Here is a 17322-nt window from a genome sequence, read left to right as displayed (position 1 = left end):
TACGCTGCACATGCTTGAAATAGGCGAAGCGCGTTGACGTCATTGAACCGATGCGCGCGATGTCACGATTTCTTGAAACCTGGACGAGAGAACAATAAACAATGGAACTTCGTGCCAGTCCTGTCATTCAGCGCTTCGTCCCGGTAGTTGCCAGGCTCATCCCGGAGTCTCTACGGCAGAAACCTGCAGATCTCTGGAAGGCGGAGAACCTCGTCATCGCTTCTGTCATGGCGATTTTAATCATGCCGGCCTACGGATACTTCTACCATGTCCTCGGCGATGATGTGAACACCCTGCTTTGCATGCTGGCCACGCTCGGTAGCCTGATCTCGCTCTTGATACTGAGATGGACACAGAAAGTGGCCGGCGCCAGGGAAGTACTGCTCATCACTATCTACGGCCTGTTGATTGCAATGACCTGCCGTTTGGGCGGAGTCAGCGCACCCACGGTGATCTGGCTCGCAGTCTGTCCCCTGATTGCCACTACCGCCGGCGGACTGCGTCCCGCGCTTGTCTGGTCGGGACTGACTTTTCTCGCCGTGGTCGTGATTCACATCATGGACATTGCGGGCAGCTTCCCAAAAGCGGTGGTCACAGACATGCGCATCCTGACAACCGTCTCGACGATTTCCTTCGTCATGACAGTCGCCGTGTTTATCCTGGTGTTCTACCAAGTCAATTCGATTGCCATCTTCAGGCTCGACCAGGCCTTGACCATCATCCGCGATCTGGCCATCCGCGATGAGCTCACCGGCGTGTTCAACAGACGTGAGCTGATCAGAATCGCAGAGCAGGAAAAGGAGCGATTTGAACGGCATGAATCTCCTTTCTGTCTCTGCCTGATCGACGTCGATTATTTCAAGCGAATCAACGATACCTATGGTCACGCAGCGGGTGATCAGGTATTGAAACGTCTCGCAGGCAAGATCAGGGAGGAGATCCGAAGCACGGACTATTTCGGCCGCTATGGCGGCGAGGAGTTTCTTCTCCTTCTGCTCGGAAGCGATGCTGCTGCAGCGGCAAGCTTCAGTGATCGCATCAGGGAGGCTATTGAAGCACTAAGCTTCGATAATATGCCGGACATCGCTTCCGTGACCATTTCCATTGGCGTTGCTCAATACCTATCCGGAGAAACGATCGAGCAAGCGCTCAAAAGAGCTGACAGTGCGCTTTATCTTGCGAAAAACGCCGGGCGCAATCGCGTCGCGGTTGATGCAGGCTGAGACTTGATTCTCATGATTCATTGCGTTGTCTGAATGCGATCAGGGAAGGCAATCCGTGTTCTCGTGCAAAACCGGCAGACCCTGGACAAAAACACCCACGGTAGCCGCCGCACACATGCCCGCGTACCGATGTATGTGCTCCGGCGACATTGGCCCGAAGAATTCAGGCTCATAAACTGAATAGCGGACGCGTAATTGCTGCTCCATCGCAAATTTCGACAATCAACCGGAGACTATTAATGAAGCTGCTTAATTCCTGCCTGCTAGCCGGCGCATTCTGCCTCGCCTCGCTCACGGCGAAGGCTGCGGTCCCGCTGCCAGCGCTGAATGTGGACACTGCAAATATCACCGTATCCGGCCTGTCGTCCGGCGGCGTCATGGCGATCAACCTGGGCTATGCATACTCTGCGACCTTCAAGGGCGTAGGCATCTTCGCCGCCACGCCCTACCTCTGCCAATATCACTACTCCTATGAGTTGTGCCAGAACAAGAACGTCATTTCGGCCACGATGCTGAACACTATGCAGGCGACCATAGACAACTGGAGCGGCACGGCCATCGACAACAAGACCAATGTTGCGAACCAGAAAATCTATCTTTTCACAGGGACCAAGGACAACACGGTCGGCGTGAATCCCATGCTCGCCGTGCAGGAGCAGTATTCCAACAACGGCGTGGCTTCTGTTAACCTGATCCAGGCAGCCAATACCGGACATGTATTTCCGACCGACTTCACCTCGGCCGGCAACAACCCATGCAGCACTTCGTTTACCCCCTACATATCCAATTGCAGCTACGACGGCGCCAAAGCGGCGCTGACCCAGTTCTATGGCACGCTCCAGGCACGGAACAATGCACCGGCGGCCGCGAACTATAAAGAGTTCAACCAGCGTGAATTTACTTCGAATCCGGGCATGGCGGACACCGGCTGGGTCTACGTGCCAGCGTCCTGTGCTGCCTATGCAAAGTGCAAACTGCACGTGGCCATGCATGGCTGCACGCAGAACTATGCAACGATCGGCGACAAGTTCGTGAAGAACACCGGTTACACTCGATGGGCAGATACCAACAATATCATTGTGCTCTTCCCTCAGGCGCGTGTCGACGTGAACCTCTACCCCACGGTTGCCAGCGGCACGCAATCGAATGCCAATGGCTGCTGGGATACCGTAGGTTTGTACGGAGCCAACTATGCGCAGAAGAGCGGCGTCCAACTCTCGGCGATCAAGGCCATGGTTGACCGCTTGAGTTCGGCCAGCCAGTAAGTACGGATAGGAGCCTGCCTGTCCAAACATGGATGCCCGCAGGCTCCTTCCGAATTCAAAGCATTGGGATCCGGCTTATTCCCGCTGAACGACAAGATGAAAATATCGGGAACGCGGCGATTGCCGTCTTAATCTCATGTCATGAGGAAAATGAGACATGGTTAATCACCTGGCTCTCCGCCTCTGGTCGCATTGAATGCCGATATCGTTCGTAGTGGATTCCTGATTTTATCCGCACGGTGCCGGATCGTCTGGAAAAATCACGGAAGCCAACTATGGAGGCGACCACATTGACTCCTGAACCACCGCGCCCGCCGGCAATGGGGCATCCTGACCAGCCTCATCAGAAATCGGCACGCTGGTCCTGGTGAAACGACGATACCAAGAGACGAGAGCATTTACGGTACGTGCAAGCCTGCGGCCTGACGCCACCCATCCAAGTGACCGCGACCGTGTCTGCATTGCAGTACGTTCGCCATGACGACTGCCGGGATTCGGGAGCAAATTACAGTACGAGGTACACCAGAAAAACGCATGCCGCGACGCGCGACACCGGCACTAAAATTTAACTACAAGAAATATATTTGACTAACGTCAATGGTGTTAAACGGCATGATATTTGTCATAGTGAAATACCAACTTACATGTAACTTTCTGTAAGCAGGAATTAAATCTAAGTACGGTTCAACGTACACAAATCACTGCCTCAGGGAGTAAGCCATGTCTCACGATACAGCCAAACCGAAGTCCAGCAGTAAAAAGCGTCGTCTCCTTAATTCCGCAATGGCAATGGCGGCCACCGGATTGGTTGCCTACCCTTTGCGCGACTCGAACGCGCAAACGACCAAGAAAGATGACAAATCGAAAAGCAGCGCTATCAAGGATGACTTCAAGAAGTCAACACCTGGAAAGAGTCCGTACACAACGCCTTTCATCGTGCCTTTGCCGATTCCGCAATTAAAACAGCCGGTGACGCAGCTTGAACCGGAGCCAACGAAAGCGGCCGCTAAAGATGAGGCTGGCAGATTGCCGCATCAGGCATGGGAGCGCTTTCCGCCGCGAAAATTCTATGAACTCAATGTGAGGGAAGACAATCATTCCTTTCACCCCGAGCTTCCGACGCAAAAGATCTGGGGCTACGACGGCCTCCTTCCCGGCCCTACTTTCATATTCCGCTACGGAGAAGCGGCGCTGGTCCGCATCGAAAATAATCTGCCGACTAATCATGTCGGATACGGTTCTCCGGAAATCTCGACTCACCTGCATAACGGACATACTCCATCGGAAAGCGATGGTTTTCCTTCCGACTTCTACAGCCGTGAAAAATGCGGCTCGACCCTGACTCGCCCCGGTCGTTACAAGGATCATCACTATCCGAACATCTATACCAACGCGGATGGATATCCCGATAGCTATGGCGACACTTACGAAGCGCTCGGGACGCTCTGGTATCACGATCACCGGATGGAATTCACCGCACCCAATGTGTACAAGGGGCTGGCCGGCTTCTGCCTGATGTTCGATGAACTGGACTCCGGAAACGAGAACGATCCGAATCCTGCCGCGCTGCGCCTGCCGAGCGGCGTGGGCAGATACGACATTCCCTTGCTTTTCCAGGACAAGATTTTCGACTCGAGCGGCTACCTATACTTTAACCAGTTTGACTCCGAAGGCATCGTAGGCGAAAAGTTTTGTGTCAACGGGAAGATACAGCCCTATTTCGAAGTGGAGCGCCGCAAATACCGGTTCCGCATGCTCAACGGCTCGGCCCTGCGTTTCTACGAGTTCTATCTGGTCCATAACAACGCCGATCAGAGCTTCTGGCATATTGCCAACGACGGCAACCTGTTGCCGACGCCAGTCAATACCAACAGAGTGCGCCTGGCCACGGCAGAGCGCGGGGATATCGTTATCGACTTTTCCAAGTATCCGGTCGGCAGCCAGTTATTCATCGTCAATCGTCTGGAGCATCTCGACGGTCGCGGGCCGACAGGCGCATTGCTGCAGCCTGGTACGCCGATTCTGCGCTTTGACGTGAAATCCGAGCCGGCCACACCGGACAAGAGCCGCGTGCCTCCGGTACTGCGTCCGCTGCGGCCGGTATTTCCAACGCAAGTCAAAAAAATACGGAAATGGGAATTCGACCGCGAGAATGACATGTGGACCGTCAATGGCAAGCTGTTCGACGAAACCAAGCCTATGGCTACCGTCAAGCGCGGAGAAGCGGAGATCTGGGAACTGCAGGGTAAAGGCAGCTGGAGCCATCCGGTTCATATCCATTTCGAGGAAGCGCGTATCGTGACGCGCAACGGCTTGCCGCCGCCGGCGCATGAACGCGGCCGCAAGGATGTATTCGAACTGCGTCCGAATGAAGTCGTGCGCATTCATGTTTGCTTCCGCGATTTCGTCGGCAAATACATCATGCACTGCCATAACACAATCCATGAAGACCATCACATGATGGTGCGTTTCGACGTAGTGCCATAGGCCTCGTTGCCGCAGCTTGCAGGTATTGATGCACCTGCAGGAATCATGAGAAGCAAGCTGAAGCTTGATGCGGGCACGGCGGCCGCATCAAGCCTGTATGCCCGCGGTAGACACGAATCAATCACATAGGGGAATCATCATGACCAGCAGGAGAATGTTCTTGCAATCGGCTGTCGCCGGTTCGGCAGCCCTTACAACACTGGCCACGGCAAAGCAGAGCGACCGAAGGCCAGGCGGTGGAGAATCGGATTACTTCCCTAACCTGGTATTTGAAACGCATGAAGGCAAGCGGGTTCGCTTCTATGACGATCTGGTAAAGGGACGCTTGGTGGTCTTTAACATGATGTATGCAAGCTGCAGCAACATCTGCCCGCCCAATACGGCCAACCTGCTCCAGGTACAGCAGGCGCTTGGTGCCAAGGCTGGCCGAGACGTATTCATGTACTCGATCACTCTGCAACCAGAATTTGATACTGCCGCCGCACTGCACGATTACAGGCGTAAATACGGAATCAAACCTGGATGGACTTTCTTGACCGGCCAACGCAAGGACGTCGATCTGATCCGCCGCAAACTCGGATTCTTTGATCCCGATCCGGTGGTCGATGCTGACCTGAGACAACATACCGGCATGCTGCGCATCGGACATGACGGACGCGATCGATGGTCAATGCTGCCTGCGCTTGCAACGCCGAGACAGATATTGAACTCGATTTCGAACTACCTCTGATTCTCCGGCTTCGGCTGTCTAGCGCCGAGCTCAGGAGCCCGCTGTCGCGGGCTTTTTTTCCAGCCTGATCCGGCATTACCTGAAGACGATGCGCTCCATGCCGGGTTTCAGAACCCGGAATGGAGCGCGACGGGTTCAGACAGCTGCGGCCGTGCCGATGCCTTGCGCTGTAAGCAGAGGTAAGTCCCGGATACCAGAACCTTCAGGACGGGCAGGCCCCGGGGCCGTGCCGCTGATTCTAAGTGCAAGAGAAAGACGGTCATTTACGCCGACCTTGCGAAAGACTTCCGTAAGATGCGATTTGACAGTCCGCTCGGTAATTTCCAGCATGCGGGCAATCTGTTTGTTGTTGTTGCCTTGAGCAACAAGATGAGCGATTTCAGCTTCGCGTTCGGTAAGGCCATGCATGGGACCGCAGCGATCACTGGGTGCAGCCTGCGGCTCCTGCTTGGCAATCAAATGCTGATCTACCAGACGGGACAAAAGGCTACGGCGGATCCAGTACTCCCCCTGCACCACTGCGAATGCGGCACGACCGACCTGCTCGGGAGACGCGTCGGGAGCGCAGCAGCCACGTACGCCGCATTTGAGCAGCTCAAGCTCGGTGCGCTCGTCTACAAAGACATTCAGCGCTAGGATACGCGTGCGTGGACTGGCGAGTTTGAGACGCACGATGATATTCAGACGTTCGCAGCCGACCAGATGAAAATCGATCAACAGGAGCGCGGGTTTCAGTTGCTTGACAGTGTCGCACAGATGGTCCGGATCGGAAGCGGCAATCACTGTGCCGTTACCCCTTAGGCCCTGACTACAGCGCGACAATAACTCGGAATCGGTAGTTGCAATCAGAATCATATGTCCCCTTGGCTTGCTTAGCATTTACGGCGGAATTCCGGTGCATGGCTGGCTGGATATGCGTGATCGTCCAGTTGTTGTCCTGCGTCACTACATACTGAATGTAACCGTCTGTAACTTGCGGGACTTGATCTGACGCAAGCCTATTGGAACGCAGACCAGTTCAAGGGCTAGCCCCGTAGGCTTACATGACGGCACTTCAGGCGTCTTTTCGGTGTTTTCTGTTGGATGTGGATTAAGGAAAGCCACGCCTTCCAAGCAATAACGGTGGTTACTATCACCGCGTTTCATCCTGACAGAGAGCTGACGCAGAGCTGACAAACATCAAAAAATCCGAGGTTGAATTCCCATTTTTTTGATCTCAGAACAATATTTCATTAAGGAAAATCGTTTTCAGCCTTAACCCTTCCTGTCGTTCATTTTTTTAGTGATTCCAAAGGGAAAGCTCATTGAAAATGAATGATTCTTCGCGCTCATCGAAAGCACACTTAGCAGTGAGTTTTTGAAATCGCTCAAACAAGACGGACCAAAGTACAGGTGCACCTTAGTCCGATAGAGAAGGCGTGTACAACTCAATATAACTATCCCTGAGGAAATTGATGTTTCCAAGCAAGCCAGACGGATGCAACAGCCGTTGGCCTACAAGTTCGTACTCACCAGGGAGATAAAAGTTATGGTCACGCTCGTCAAGCACGATCTCGAATTCATGCTCAAGCAAATCGTCCTCTCGGAAAAGCATGCGGAGTTGGTAAAAAACGGTGTCATCGCCGGACCAGACGGCCAACCGTTGACGAAGGCCGACGGGACGCTGGTCAAATCGCTGGCCGATCTGGTAGAAAATCCCATGCTTCCCTACGGACTGCGTACCGTTGACGGCTCGTACAACAATTTCCTTCCCGGACGCGAATTTTATGGCGCCGCCGACCAGGAGATGCCGCGCATGCTCGATCAGCATTTCCGAGATGCCGAGAATGGGATTGCTGGCGGTCCTCCAGGGTTTCCCGGCCCCACGACAAAGACTTCCTACACTGCCACCACCGGTTATGTCATTGATTCCGCACCGAGGACGATCAGCAACCTGATCGCCGATCAGAGCGTCGACAATCCTGCCGCCGTGGCAGCGATGAACGGCACTGCCAATTCCTTCAGCTTCGATCATGACGGCAAATCGGAAACGCCGGACATGACCTTTATCCCTAACGTGTCGCCGGACATCGGCGATTCCGCGCCGTTCAATTCCTGGATGACCCTGTTCGGCCAGTTCTTCGATCACGGCCTCGATCTGATCACCAAGGGCGGCAACGGCACGGTCTACATGCCACTGAAGCCGGACGATCCGCTGTACGATCCGACATCCCATACGAATTTCATGGTGCTGACGCGCGCAAAGAACGCAAGCGTCGCACCCGGTGCGGACGGCGTGCTTGGTACGGCCGACGACGTACGCAGCTATGTCAACACGACTACGGGCTGGATCGACCAGAATCAGACCTATACTTCGCATCCTTCGCATCAGGTATTCCTGCGGGAATATGTCCTGAATGATGCAGGCCATCCGGTGGCGACCGGCCATCTGCTCGAAGGTGAACACGGCGGACCGGCGACGTGGGCCGAGGTCAAGGCGCAGGCGCGTACCAAGCTGGGGATCGATCTGACCGATCTCGACGTCGGCAACGTGCCGCTGCTGGCAACCGATCCTTACGGAAAATTCATTCCGGGTGCAAATGGGATGCCGAAGATCGTGGTCAAAATCGGTGATGTCGTTTCCGAGGTCGAAGGCAGCCTCTCGAATCCGGTCAGTACCGTCAACGCAGTCCGTACCAATCATGCATTTCTCGATGACATTGCGCATACTGCCGTGCCTGTCGTCGCAAACGGCGTGTTGAGGATGGACGCCGACGCAGACACCGGCAATGCACAGCCTGTCGATGCAAGGGGACAGGCGGCGTCATATGACAATGAATTGCTCGATGCCCATTACATCACCGGCGACGGCCGCGGCAACGAGAACATCGGCCTGACCGCCGTGCACCATGTGTTCCATTCGGAGCATAACCGCGTAGCCGAACACGTCAAGGAAGTGGTGATCGAGAGCCGGGATCTGGAGTTCATCAATCAGTGGCTGATCGGAGAGCCGCTAACGGCATTGCCTACGGCGGACCAGATCGGCAGCCTGAACTGGAATGGCGAACGCCTGTTCCAGGCAGCCCGCTTCACCACTGAAATGGAATATCAGCATCTCGTTTTCGAAGAATTCGCACGCAAGGTACAGCCCGATATCGACCTGTTCGTTTTCGAGCCCACCGTCGACATCAATCCATCGATCGTGTCGGAATTTGCCAATGTGGTATATCGCTTTGGCCATTCCATGCTGACCGAGACCGTCGACCGCATGGACCTGGACATGAAGTCCGACAATATCGGCCTCATCGAGGCATTCCTCAATCCTGTAGAGTTTGCCGCCAGCGGCGACACTGCCGGGGAAGCCGCCGGCGCAATCATCCGCGGCATGACCAGGCAGGTCGGCAACGAGATCGACGAATTCGTCACCGGCGCCTTGCGCAGCAACCTGCTGGGTCTGCCGCTGGACCTTGCGGCGATCAATATTGCGCGCGCCCGCGATACCGGCGTGCCATCCCTGAACGAAGCCCGCAAGCAGTTCTATGAAATGACCAATGACACCCAGCTCAAGCCATATGCGAACTGGGTCGAATTCGCGCAGAACATCAAGAATCCGGCATCAATCATCAATTTCATTGCCGCATACGGCACCCACGATTCCATCGTGCAGGCACAGACCATTGTCGAGAAACGCGTCGCAGCGCATTCTCTGGTCACGGGGCAAGGCAGCAAGGTGCCTTCGGATCGCGTCGACTATCTCAATTCAACCGGCACCTGGGCCGCCAGGGAAACCGGGCTCAACCACGTGGAACTGTGGATAGGCGGTCTGGCCGAACAGATCATGGCCTTCGGGGGCATGCTCGGCTCCACCTTCAGCTTCGTGTTCGAAACCCAGATCGAAAAGCTGCAGGACGGCGATAGGTTCTACTACCTGTCGCGTACCCAAGGCCTCAATCTGCTGAATGAGCTGGAAGCGAACTCATTCTCCAAACTCATCATGCGCAATACGGACCTGGGCGAGAACGTTTCTTCCCACCTGCCGGGCGATGCCTTCTCCACGCCCGCGTTCATTCTGGAAATGAACAAGGCAATCCAGCGTACCGGCCTCAACGAAGGCGCAGGCTTCGACAAGATCATGGGAACCAAGGACGACGACGTCGGCAGTGACGGTATCTTCGGCAATTCCGATCCGCTTTCGACGGATGACATTCTTGGCAGCCTTGGACCGCTGGTGGTACGCAAGGACAGGAACGGCGATGGCAAAGACGATTATCTGGAATACACCGGCGAAGACCATGTCGTGCTCGGCGGCACCGAGGGAAATGATGTCCTGATTGCCGGCGAAGGCGACGACACCATCTGGGGCGACGGCGGCGACGATATCATTGAGGGCGGCTACGGCGTCGATCACCTGCACGGCGGCGCGGGCAACGACATCATCACCAATTCCGGCACCGACATCGGCCAAGTCGACATGATTCACGGCGACGAGGGCGACGATGCGATTCATGGCGGCAGCGGCCTGTCCCTGTTGTTCGGCAATGATGGTTCGGACTTCATCATCACCGGTCCGGACGGCAAAGAGGCCTTCGGCGGCACGGGCAACGACTTCATCATGGGCGGCGACGGCGGCGATTTCCTTCTCGGCAACGAAGGCGATGACTGGCTGGAAGGCGGCGACCGCTTCGATACGCTGGCGGGTGACAACTCCGAGCTGTTCTTCAACAGCACCATCATCGGCCATGATGTCTTGAATGGAAACGGCAATGACAACGACTATGATGCTGAGTCCGGCGACGACATCATGTTCCAGGGCGAGGGTATCCAGCGCAACAACGGCATGGCCGGATTCGACTGGGCCATCCATAAAGGCCAGGCCACGGGTGCAAACACCGATCTCGGCATTCCTATCTTCGTCAATCAGGAAGAGTTCATCCTGCGCGACAGGTTTGACCTGGTGGAAGGCTTGTCCGGCTGGATCCATGACGACAAGCTGATCGGCCGCGCGGTGGTGGCCGGGGCCATCGACGGCGGCGTGGGCGACGTCGATGGCGGAGGCGCCGCGATTCCCGGTGTTGACTCTCCTCTGGCGTCGTATTCGAACGCGCTGATGGAATCCGGCGTGGCACGCATCGATGGCCTGCGCGGCCTGCTGTCCCACCTGGAATGGGATGAGAGCGACCCCGACGCGATTGTGATGGAAACCGATGAAGCCGACGACATCATTCTCGGCGGTGGCGGCAGCGACATCATCGAAGGCCGTGCCGGAAACGACATCATTGACGGCAATGCCTGGCTTAACGTGCGCATCAGCGTACGCGATCCCAACGATGCGACCAAGGAAATCAAGTCTGTCGACAGCATGAAGCAGTTGCAGAACGAGATCTTCTCCGGTGCCATCAAGATCAGCCAACTTCAGATCGTACGAGAAATTCTCATCGCAACCGACGGTGCAACCCCTGCCATCGACACGGCGGTATTCTCCGACAATCTGGCAAATTACGAGGTGACCACTGCCGCCGACGGCACGATAACGGTAGCGCATATCGGGGAGGACGGGGGTGGTGATGACGGCGGGGACGGCGACGAGCCCACCGCCGGGCCTGACGGCGTTGATACCGTCCGCAATATCGAGCGTCTGAAATTTGCCGACGTCACTGTAACGATCAACGGCAGCAATGCGGTCGCCCAGGGCACGGTCCTCATCGAGGGTGGCTCCCCGATTGAAAACTCGCCCTTGCTGGCGACACCTGATCTCTTCGATCTCAATGGTATCAATGCCGACACCCTGGTCATTGAGTGGCAGACTGAATCCGCACCGGGTGTCTGGACCCGCGTCGGCGAGGGTTTCAGCTTTGTGCCGGATGATGCAGCGGTTGGCAACGCCCTGCGCGCAGTGGCATTCTTCACCGACAATGCCGGCGCACAGGAAATGATCATCTCCGAAGCCACCGACATCGTGCAGAACGTGAACGATGCGCCGACAGGAATGCTGGAAATCAGCGATTCCACGCCAACAGTAGGTCAGAAGCTCACCGTGAGCGCTGAATCCGTTGCCGACGAGGACGGCTTGCCAGCGGCAGGCCTGACATACCAGTGGCAGATCGGCACTGGAGGCCAGTTCATCGATGTGGCGGGCGCAACCGGCGACGAGTTCGAGATTACCGCAGACCACCTCAATTCGCAGGTACGCGTCATATCGCGGTACAAGGATAGTCATGGAACGGCAGAGGAAGTGGTCTCGGAGGTTACAAGCACGGTGGCGCCTGTAGCTTCGCCGGCACCAGCACCAGCACCAGCACCTGCTCCGGCTCCGGCTCCGGCTCCAGCTCCGGCCCCTGCTCCAGCCCCTGCTCCGGTACCAGCCCCTGCTCCGGCTCCGGCTCCGGATCCAACCCCGATTCAAGGCGGCGACACCGCAGATACGCTGATCGGCACGGCTGCAAGCGAGACATTCATTCCGGGGGGCGGCAATGATTTCGTTGACGGCGCCGCAGGCATCGATACGGTGTTGCTGCGTGCGGCGGGGCCGGCAGATGTAACGATGCGTGTCCAGAATGGCAACCTTGTACTGACACAAGTGAATGGCGGCACGGATGGCACCAACATCCTTGCCAATGTGGAGGTACTGAGCTTTGCAGGAAAGGTCGATACCGGAGCCGCCGCAACGCTCGGTAGACTGTATGAATCAGTCCTGGGTAGAGCCCCGGATGCTGAAGGACAAGCACACTGGCTTAACGCTCTTGAGAACGGGACGTCGCTTGCCACTGTGGCTCGTGCGATCTTGTTCTCGGAAGAATCGCAGCAGGTACGCGGCCAGTTGAACGACCAGCAGTTTGTTGAAATGCTCTATCAAGACATCCTTGGCCGGCAATCGGATGCGGCTGGTTTGTCCTGGTGGATGGCGGCGCTGCAAAAGGGTGAGTTGGACCACGCCGACTTGCTGCTCCAATTCGTTAATTCTGAGGAAAATCTTGCGGACGAACCAGCGGTACCAGTGCAACTGGAGATCAGTGAAACTACGTTCGGCGCCTTGGTGCGGCTTTATGACACGGCTTTGCTGCGCAATCCGGATGAAAGCGGCATCAACTATTGGCTTTCGCAGACGGATGCAGGCATGTCAATTAATGACGTGGCCGATCATATACTTGCCTCGGCTGAGGGGCAGGCTCTTTACGGCGGCATGAGCAATCTTCAGTTCGTCAGCTCACTGTACCAGACGGCGTTGGGCCGTACCGCAAATGCGGAAGAAGCTTCCTGGTGGGCAAATGCACTCAGTAACGGCTCAATCGATCGTGGTGACGTTCTTGCAGGCTTTGCAAATTCGCAGGAAAAGATCGAGCTGATGGGCGTGCTCAGCACATCAATCGAGACGGCGTAACGCCGGAAGAGGAAGACCTGCTGCCATTGGCTGGCTGCGGGTCTTCAACTCCACATCGATCCGGTCCGATATCTTCGTGTGCTCGACAAGGGAGGATTCATGAATCCACAAATTTGCGAGGCCATTAGGAGCAGACGCCGCATGGCCTTGGGTTACTACGGATACAAGCGTGTTGTCGAGCCATTCGCCTACGGAATGAACGAATTAGGAGACGCACTCCTGCTCGGATTCCAGATTCATGGCACCGGACGTGCGGCGAGCGATGAAGGATGGGTCCGTATTCGGCTTTATGAGGCCGTCATTCTCTGCGAAACAGGGCAAACGTTTCTGGCGGATCGGCCTGGCTATCGGCGAGATGATCCTGTCTTCTGCACGGTGTTTTGTCAGATTTGATGTTTCTTATCCTTGCACTGAGCGCCGCGTGACATGAGGCGCACGGAGCAAGCGCACTACGGGTGTTCATTTCAATTCACTGATTTATTCAATATCGGGTACCACCACATCACGGGTTGGAACCATTATAGGAGACGGAGATGATTAAGGTACTTGCCTTTGGCATCCTGCTGATCGTATCGACCACCTACGCCGCGACAACGCTGGTCGCAGATACCGTGGCCGCCATGGTGAAGGCTGAAAATAAAAGCCGGCGGATCGCAGTGATTGAATAAAGTCTGGCAAATCTTGGCTATGAAGCTGACGTATCATAAAGTGTAACGAATTCCACGGCGAGAAATGCCAAATTTGCATGACGTCAACCTGAGTCCTGCCAGTGTTAATCAATCCCATGACACTACAAGAGATTCTAGTCACAACGGAACTGGAGGCTCGCAGAACACGCCAGCCCAACGTGTTTGCAGAGCGTCGGGCATTGAATACCATCAGACGACGTGCATCCTATGGGCGTCCTGCGGTACTGCAAGCCATATGTGAACAGGCATTGGAGTTGTGTATCGCCGAATCGGCCGGGGTGAGCATCCTTGTCGCATCGGAAGATGCCAAGAGATTTTCCTGGGACACATTGTTGGGTCGTCTCACTCCTTTTGCCGGTGGCAGCGCCCCATACGAATACAGTCCGTGCGGTGTCTGCCTGAGACTTGGCGCCGCTCAACTTTTCCGTCGGCCGGAACGCTATTTCAGCTGGATGCAAAAGACTGGGATGGCTTTCAATGAACTATTGGTTGTCCCGATGTATCAGGATAGCCATGATCCGCTGGGCGCCATATGGATCGTCTCGCACGATAACGAACGCGTATTTGATTCCGAAGACGTTCGCATCATGACCGCTCTCGCCGCACATACCGCCGCCGCACTGGCAATTACCCCGCCTTAGCAACGCGCCCGCTCAATTGGGCATGGCCTGTCAAGCTTTTCCCAAGTGCCGGGCCGCAACAAGCACACGTCCCTCCGTGCCGAATTCTCGAACGCATGCAGGCAAGATTAAGCCTGATTCAGCTCTCTATATGGATGATGCAGTCTCGAACTAATCCACTATCTCTATGGTCCCATCAGTGCAGTTGCCATTTTTACATTGAAGATGTGCCAGCTCAAGTAGGGCTTCCCTGCACTGTTCTCTTCGCTGCAAACAATCTTGATTGGAATTAACTTGAATGCGTAAAAGGGATAGTCAGCTTAATGTTCAGTCTTCCGAAAGTGAAATAGCCGGATTTGTTCACGTCCGGGGCGCTCGCGAGCACAACCTCAAGGATGTCGATCTCGATATCCCGAGAAATTCGCTCGTTGTCTTTACCGGCATATCAGGATCGGGAAAATCTTCCCTGGCCTTCGGGACGCTCTATGCAGAGGCGCAGCGGCGTTATCTCGAATCCGTTTCTCCCTATGCCCGGCGGCTTTTTCACCAGATGCCCATTCCGGAAGTCGACAGGATCGACGGCCTGCCTCCGGCCATTGCCTTGCAGCAGCAGCGCGGCGCGCCGACGACCCGGTCGTCCGTAGGCAGCGTCACTACCCTGTCGAATTCACTGCGCATGCTTTACTCGCGTGCCGGGGATTATCCCAAGGGGCAAGAACTGCTCTACGCCGAATCGTTCTCGCCGAATACGCCGGAAGGCGCCTGTCCCACTTGCCACGGGCTTGGCCGGGTTTATGAAGTGACGGAGCAGTCGATGGTGCCGGACGATTCGCGGACCATCCGCGAACGGGCCATCGCAGCATGGCCGCCCGCCTGGCACGGCCAGAACCTGCGCGATATCCTGACCACGCTCGGCTTCGACATCGATCGCCCGTGGCGCGAACTGTCAAGGAAGGATCGCGACTGGATACTTTTCACTGATGAACAGCCTGTTGTGCCGGTCTATGCAGGATTCAGCCTGGAGGAAGTGCGTCGTGCACTGAAACGAAAGGAAACGCCGAGCTATCAGGGCACGTTTACCGGCGCCAGAAAGTACGTGCTCGATACCTTTGCCAACACGGAGAGTCCCGCCATGAAGAAGCGGGTCTCCCAATACATGGTGGGTGCCGAGTGTCCCTTGTGCAAAGGCAAGCGGCTTCGTCCCGAATCGCTTTCTGTGACGTTCGCCGGATACGACATCGCGGAGTTTTCAAGAGTCCCTCTCAAAAGTCTGGCTGCATTACTCAAGCCGTACGCAGAAGAAAAAACCGCAGACTGGAAGAAGATGGCGGCGAAGAATCCCGAAAAGGCCATTGTCACGCAGCGCATTGCGGCGGATCTTTGCGCCCGTTTGTCGGTGCTGCTTGCGATGGGATTGGGCTACCTGAATCTGGAAAGGAGCACGCCAACCCTGTCGCCGGGCGAACTGCAGCGTTTGCGGCTGGCGACCCAGGTCCATTCCAATCTCTTCGGCGTGGTTTATGTGCTGGACGAGCCCTCGGCCGGACTTCATCCGGCCGATACCCAAGCGCTGCTGGAAGCGCTTGATCGGTTGAAGCATGCGGGAAATTCTTTGTTTGTCGTCGAGCATGCGCTCGGGGTGATTCGCCATGCCGACTGGATTGTCGATGTCGGCCCGGATGCCGGTGAAGGCGGCGGGTGCATTCTCTACAGCGGACCGCCGGAAGGTCTGGCAGAAATCGCTGCATCGCATACTCGCCGATATCTTTTTGCCAGCGATGCTCCGGCGCCGCGCAGTGTACGTACACCGGCGGGCTGGCTGCGTCTGTCCGGGGTGTCCCGTAACAATCTCGACAAGCTGGATGTCGCATTTCCCCTGGGTGTGTTCACCAGCGTGAGCGGCGTTTCAGGCTCCGGGAAATCCAGTCTGGTCAGCCAGGTGCTTGTCGAACTTGTCGCCAGGGAGCTGGGACATGAAACGGCATCCGAACCGGAGGAAGGCGACGCTTTGGAAGATGCGCTTCCAGTCACCGCCGGCGGCAGGATCACGGAAGGCATGAAGGGCATCAACCGTCTCGTCAAAGTCGATCAAAAGCCGATCGGACGAACGCCGCGCTCCAATCTCGCAACTTATACCGGCTTGTTCGATCATGTCCGCAAACTGTTTGCCTCGACACGCGCGGCGCGTGCGCGTCGTTATGACGCCGGCCGGTTTTCGTTCAACGTGGCAAAAGGCCGATGCGAGAACTGCGAAGGCGAAGGCTTCGTCATGGTCGAATTGCTTTTCCTGCCCAGCGTGTATGCCCCCTGCCCCGTGTGTCATGGAACGCGTTTCAACGCCAAGACGCTGGAGATCAAGTACCGGGACAAGAGCATTGCTGACGTACTGGCCATGACGGTGGATGCGGCACACGATTTCTTTGTCGATGAAGTATCGATACAGCGTACGCTGAACACCTTGCGCGAAGTCGGATTGGGTTATCTGCGCCTCGGCCAGCCGGCGACCGAACTGTCGGGCGGGGAGGCGCAGCGCATCAAGCTGGCAACCGAATTGCAGCGGGCTTCGCGCGGCAGTACCTTGTATGTTCTGGATGAGCCTACGACGGGCTTGCATCCGGCGGATGTTGACAAGCTGGTTGTGCAGCTAGACCGGCTTGTGGAATCGGGAAATACGGTGATTGTCGTGGAACACGACATGCGGGTGCTGGCGGCGAGCGACTGGGTCATTGACATCGGTCCCGGTGCCGGCGATGAAGGCGGCCGGGTCGTTGCGGAAGGTCCGCCTGAAAAGCTTGCGTCATCATCAAGAAGCCGGACGGGGCCGTTTCTGAAGGAGGTGCTTTCGCATCGTCCCGGTTGAGCTATTGCGATTTGTGCTTCGGTGATGCAGACCGATGCCCTGCCCGAGCTTGCTGAAAAGTGCAAGCGGTACATCACGCATGGGAATTCCG

At 56.2% G+C, this 17322-nt stretch carries 10 protein-coding genes; 9 read left to right on the top strand and 1 reads right to left on the bottom strand.

Translation table 11 applies throughout. The features are described from left to right. The first annotated feature begins 101 nt into the window (after positions 1-101). The 4 genes from IGW03_RS17195 to IGW03_RS17180 all read left to right on the top strand — a co-directional run bounded on the left by IGW03_RS17195 (position 102) and on the right by IGW03_RS17180 (position 5705). A complete protein-coding gene (locus tag IGW03_RS17195) occupies positions 102-1223 on the top strand; it encodes a GGDEF domain-containing protein (protein WP_194723795.1) in 1122 nt (373 codons plus the stop codon). Positions 1224-1372: 149 nt separating this feature from the next. Further along, the gene (locus IGW03_RS17190) at positions 1373-2488 is read left to right on the top strand and encodes an extracellular catalytic domain type 2 short-chain-length polyhydroxyalkanoate depolymerase (protein WP_194723794.1); all 1116 of its coding nucleotides are present in this window, start codon (positions 1373-1375) and stop codon (positions 2486-2488) included. A gap of 720 nt (positions 2489-3208) precedes the next feature. Then, the gene (locus IGW03_RS17185; RefSeq protein WP_228535673.1) at positions 3209-4975 is read left to right on the top strand and encodes a multicopper oxidase family protein; all 1767 of its coding nucleotides are present in this window, start codon (positions 3209-3211) and stop codon (positions 4973-4975) included. Between the two features lie 139 nt (positions 4976-5114). Continuing rightward, on the top strand, positions 5115-5705 hold the full coding sequence (locus IGW03_RS17180) for an SCO family protein (RefSeq protein WP_228535671.1): 591 nt from the start codon (positions 5115-5117) through the stop codon (positions 5703-5705). Between the two features lie 135 nt (positions 5706-5840). On the opposite strand, the gene IGW03_RS17175 is transcribed toward IGW03_RS17180, so the two are convergent. Continuing rightward, positions 5841-6560, bottom strand: coding sequence for a LuxR C-terminal-related transcriptional regulator (locus IGW03_RS17175; protein WP_194723793.1), 720 nt, complete (start codon positions 6558-6560; stop codon positions 5841-5843). Between the two features lie 673 nt (positions 6561-7233). On the opposite strand from IGW03_RS17175, the gene IGW03_RS17170 reads away from it, so the two are divergent. The 5 genes from IGW03_RS17170 to uvrA all read left to right on the top strand — a co-directional run bounded on the left by IGW03_RS17170 (position 7234) and on the right by uvrA (position 17231). Further along, the gene (locus IGW03_RS17170; protein WP_228535669.1) at positions 7234-13062 is read left to right on the top strand and encodes a peroxidase family protein; all 5829 of its coding nucleotides are present in this window, start codon (positions 7234-7236) and stop codon (positions 13060-13062) included. A gap of 99 nt (positions 13063-13161) precedes the next feature. After that, positions 13162-13455, top strand: a complete 294-nt coding sequence (locus IGW03_RS17160) for a hypothetical protein (RefSeq protein ID WP_194723791.1) — start codon at positions 13162-13164, stop codon at positions 13453-13455. A gap of 140 nt (positions 13456-13595) precedes the next feature. After that, entirely contained in the window at positions 13596-13730 is a 135-nt protein-coding gene (locus tag IGW03_RS38685; RefSeq protein ID WP_267253485.1) for a hypothetical protein, read from the top strand. Positions 13731-13846: 116 nt separating this feature from the next. After that, positions 13847-14392: a GAF domain-containing protein gene (locus IGW03_RS17155; protein WP_194723790.1), complete on the top strand. Its 546-nt coding sequence runs from the start codon at positions 13847-13849 to the stop codon at positions 14390-14392. A 277-nt stretch (positions 14393-14669) separates the two neighbouring features. Further along, positions 14670-17231, top strand: a complete 2562-nt coding sequence (gene uvrA / locus IGW03_RS17150; protein WP_194723789.1) for an excinuclease ABC subunit UvrA — start codon at positions 14670-14672, stop codon at positions 17229-17231. Positions 17232-17322 lie beyond the last annotated feature (91 nt).

Origin of the sequence: Noviherbaspirillum malthae, from assembly GCF_015352985.1 — a bacterium.
GTDB lineage: Bacteria > Pseudomonadota > Gammaproteobacteria > Burkholderiales > Burkholderiaceae_D > Noviherbaspirillum > Noviherbaspirillum malthae.
Note: the sequence above shows the minus strand (reverse complement) of the source record. Positions and strands in the feature narration are given on the sequence as shown.

Excerpts from the sequence above, each read along its gene's own strand:
- uvrA (WP_194723789.1), top strand. The coding sequence starts at position 14,670 with ATGCGTAAAAGGGATAGTCAGCTTAATGTTCAGTCTTCCGAAAGTGAA.
- IGW03_RS17155 (WP_194723790.1), top strand. The coding sequence starts at position 13,847 with ATGACACTACAAGAGATTCTAGTCACAACGGAACTGGAGGCTCGCAGA.
- IGW03_RS17175 (WP_194723793.1), bottom strand. The coding sequence starts at position 6,560 with ATGATTCTGATTGCAACTACCGATTCCGAGTTATTGTCGCGCTGTAGT.
- IGW03_RS17170 (WP_228535669.1), top strand. The coding sequence starts at position 7,234 with ATGGTCACGCTCGTCAAGCACGATCTCGAATTCATGCTCAAGCAAATC.
- IGW03_RS17185 (WP_228535673.1), top strand. The coding sequence starts at position 3,209 with ATGTCTCACGATACAGCCAAACCGAAGTCCAGCAGTAAAAAGCGTCGT.
- IGW03_RS17195 (WP_194723795.1), top strand. The coding sequence starts at position 102 with ATGGAACTTCGTGCCAGTCCTGTCATTCAGCGCTTCGTCCCGGTAGTT.
- IGW03_RS17180 (WP_228535671.1), top strand. The coding sequence starts at position 5,115 with ATGACCAGCAGGAGAATGTTCTTGCAATCGGCTGTCGCCGGTTCGGCA.
- IGW03_RS17160 (WP_194723791.1), top strand. The coding sequence starts at position 13,162 with ATGAATCCACAAATTTGCGAGGCCATTAGGAGCAGACGCCGCATGGCC.
- IGW03_RS38685 (WP_267253485.1), top strand. The coding sequence starts at position 13,596 with ATGATTAAGGTACTTGCCTTTGGCATCCTGCTGATCGTATCGACCACC.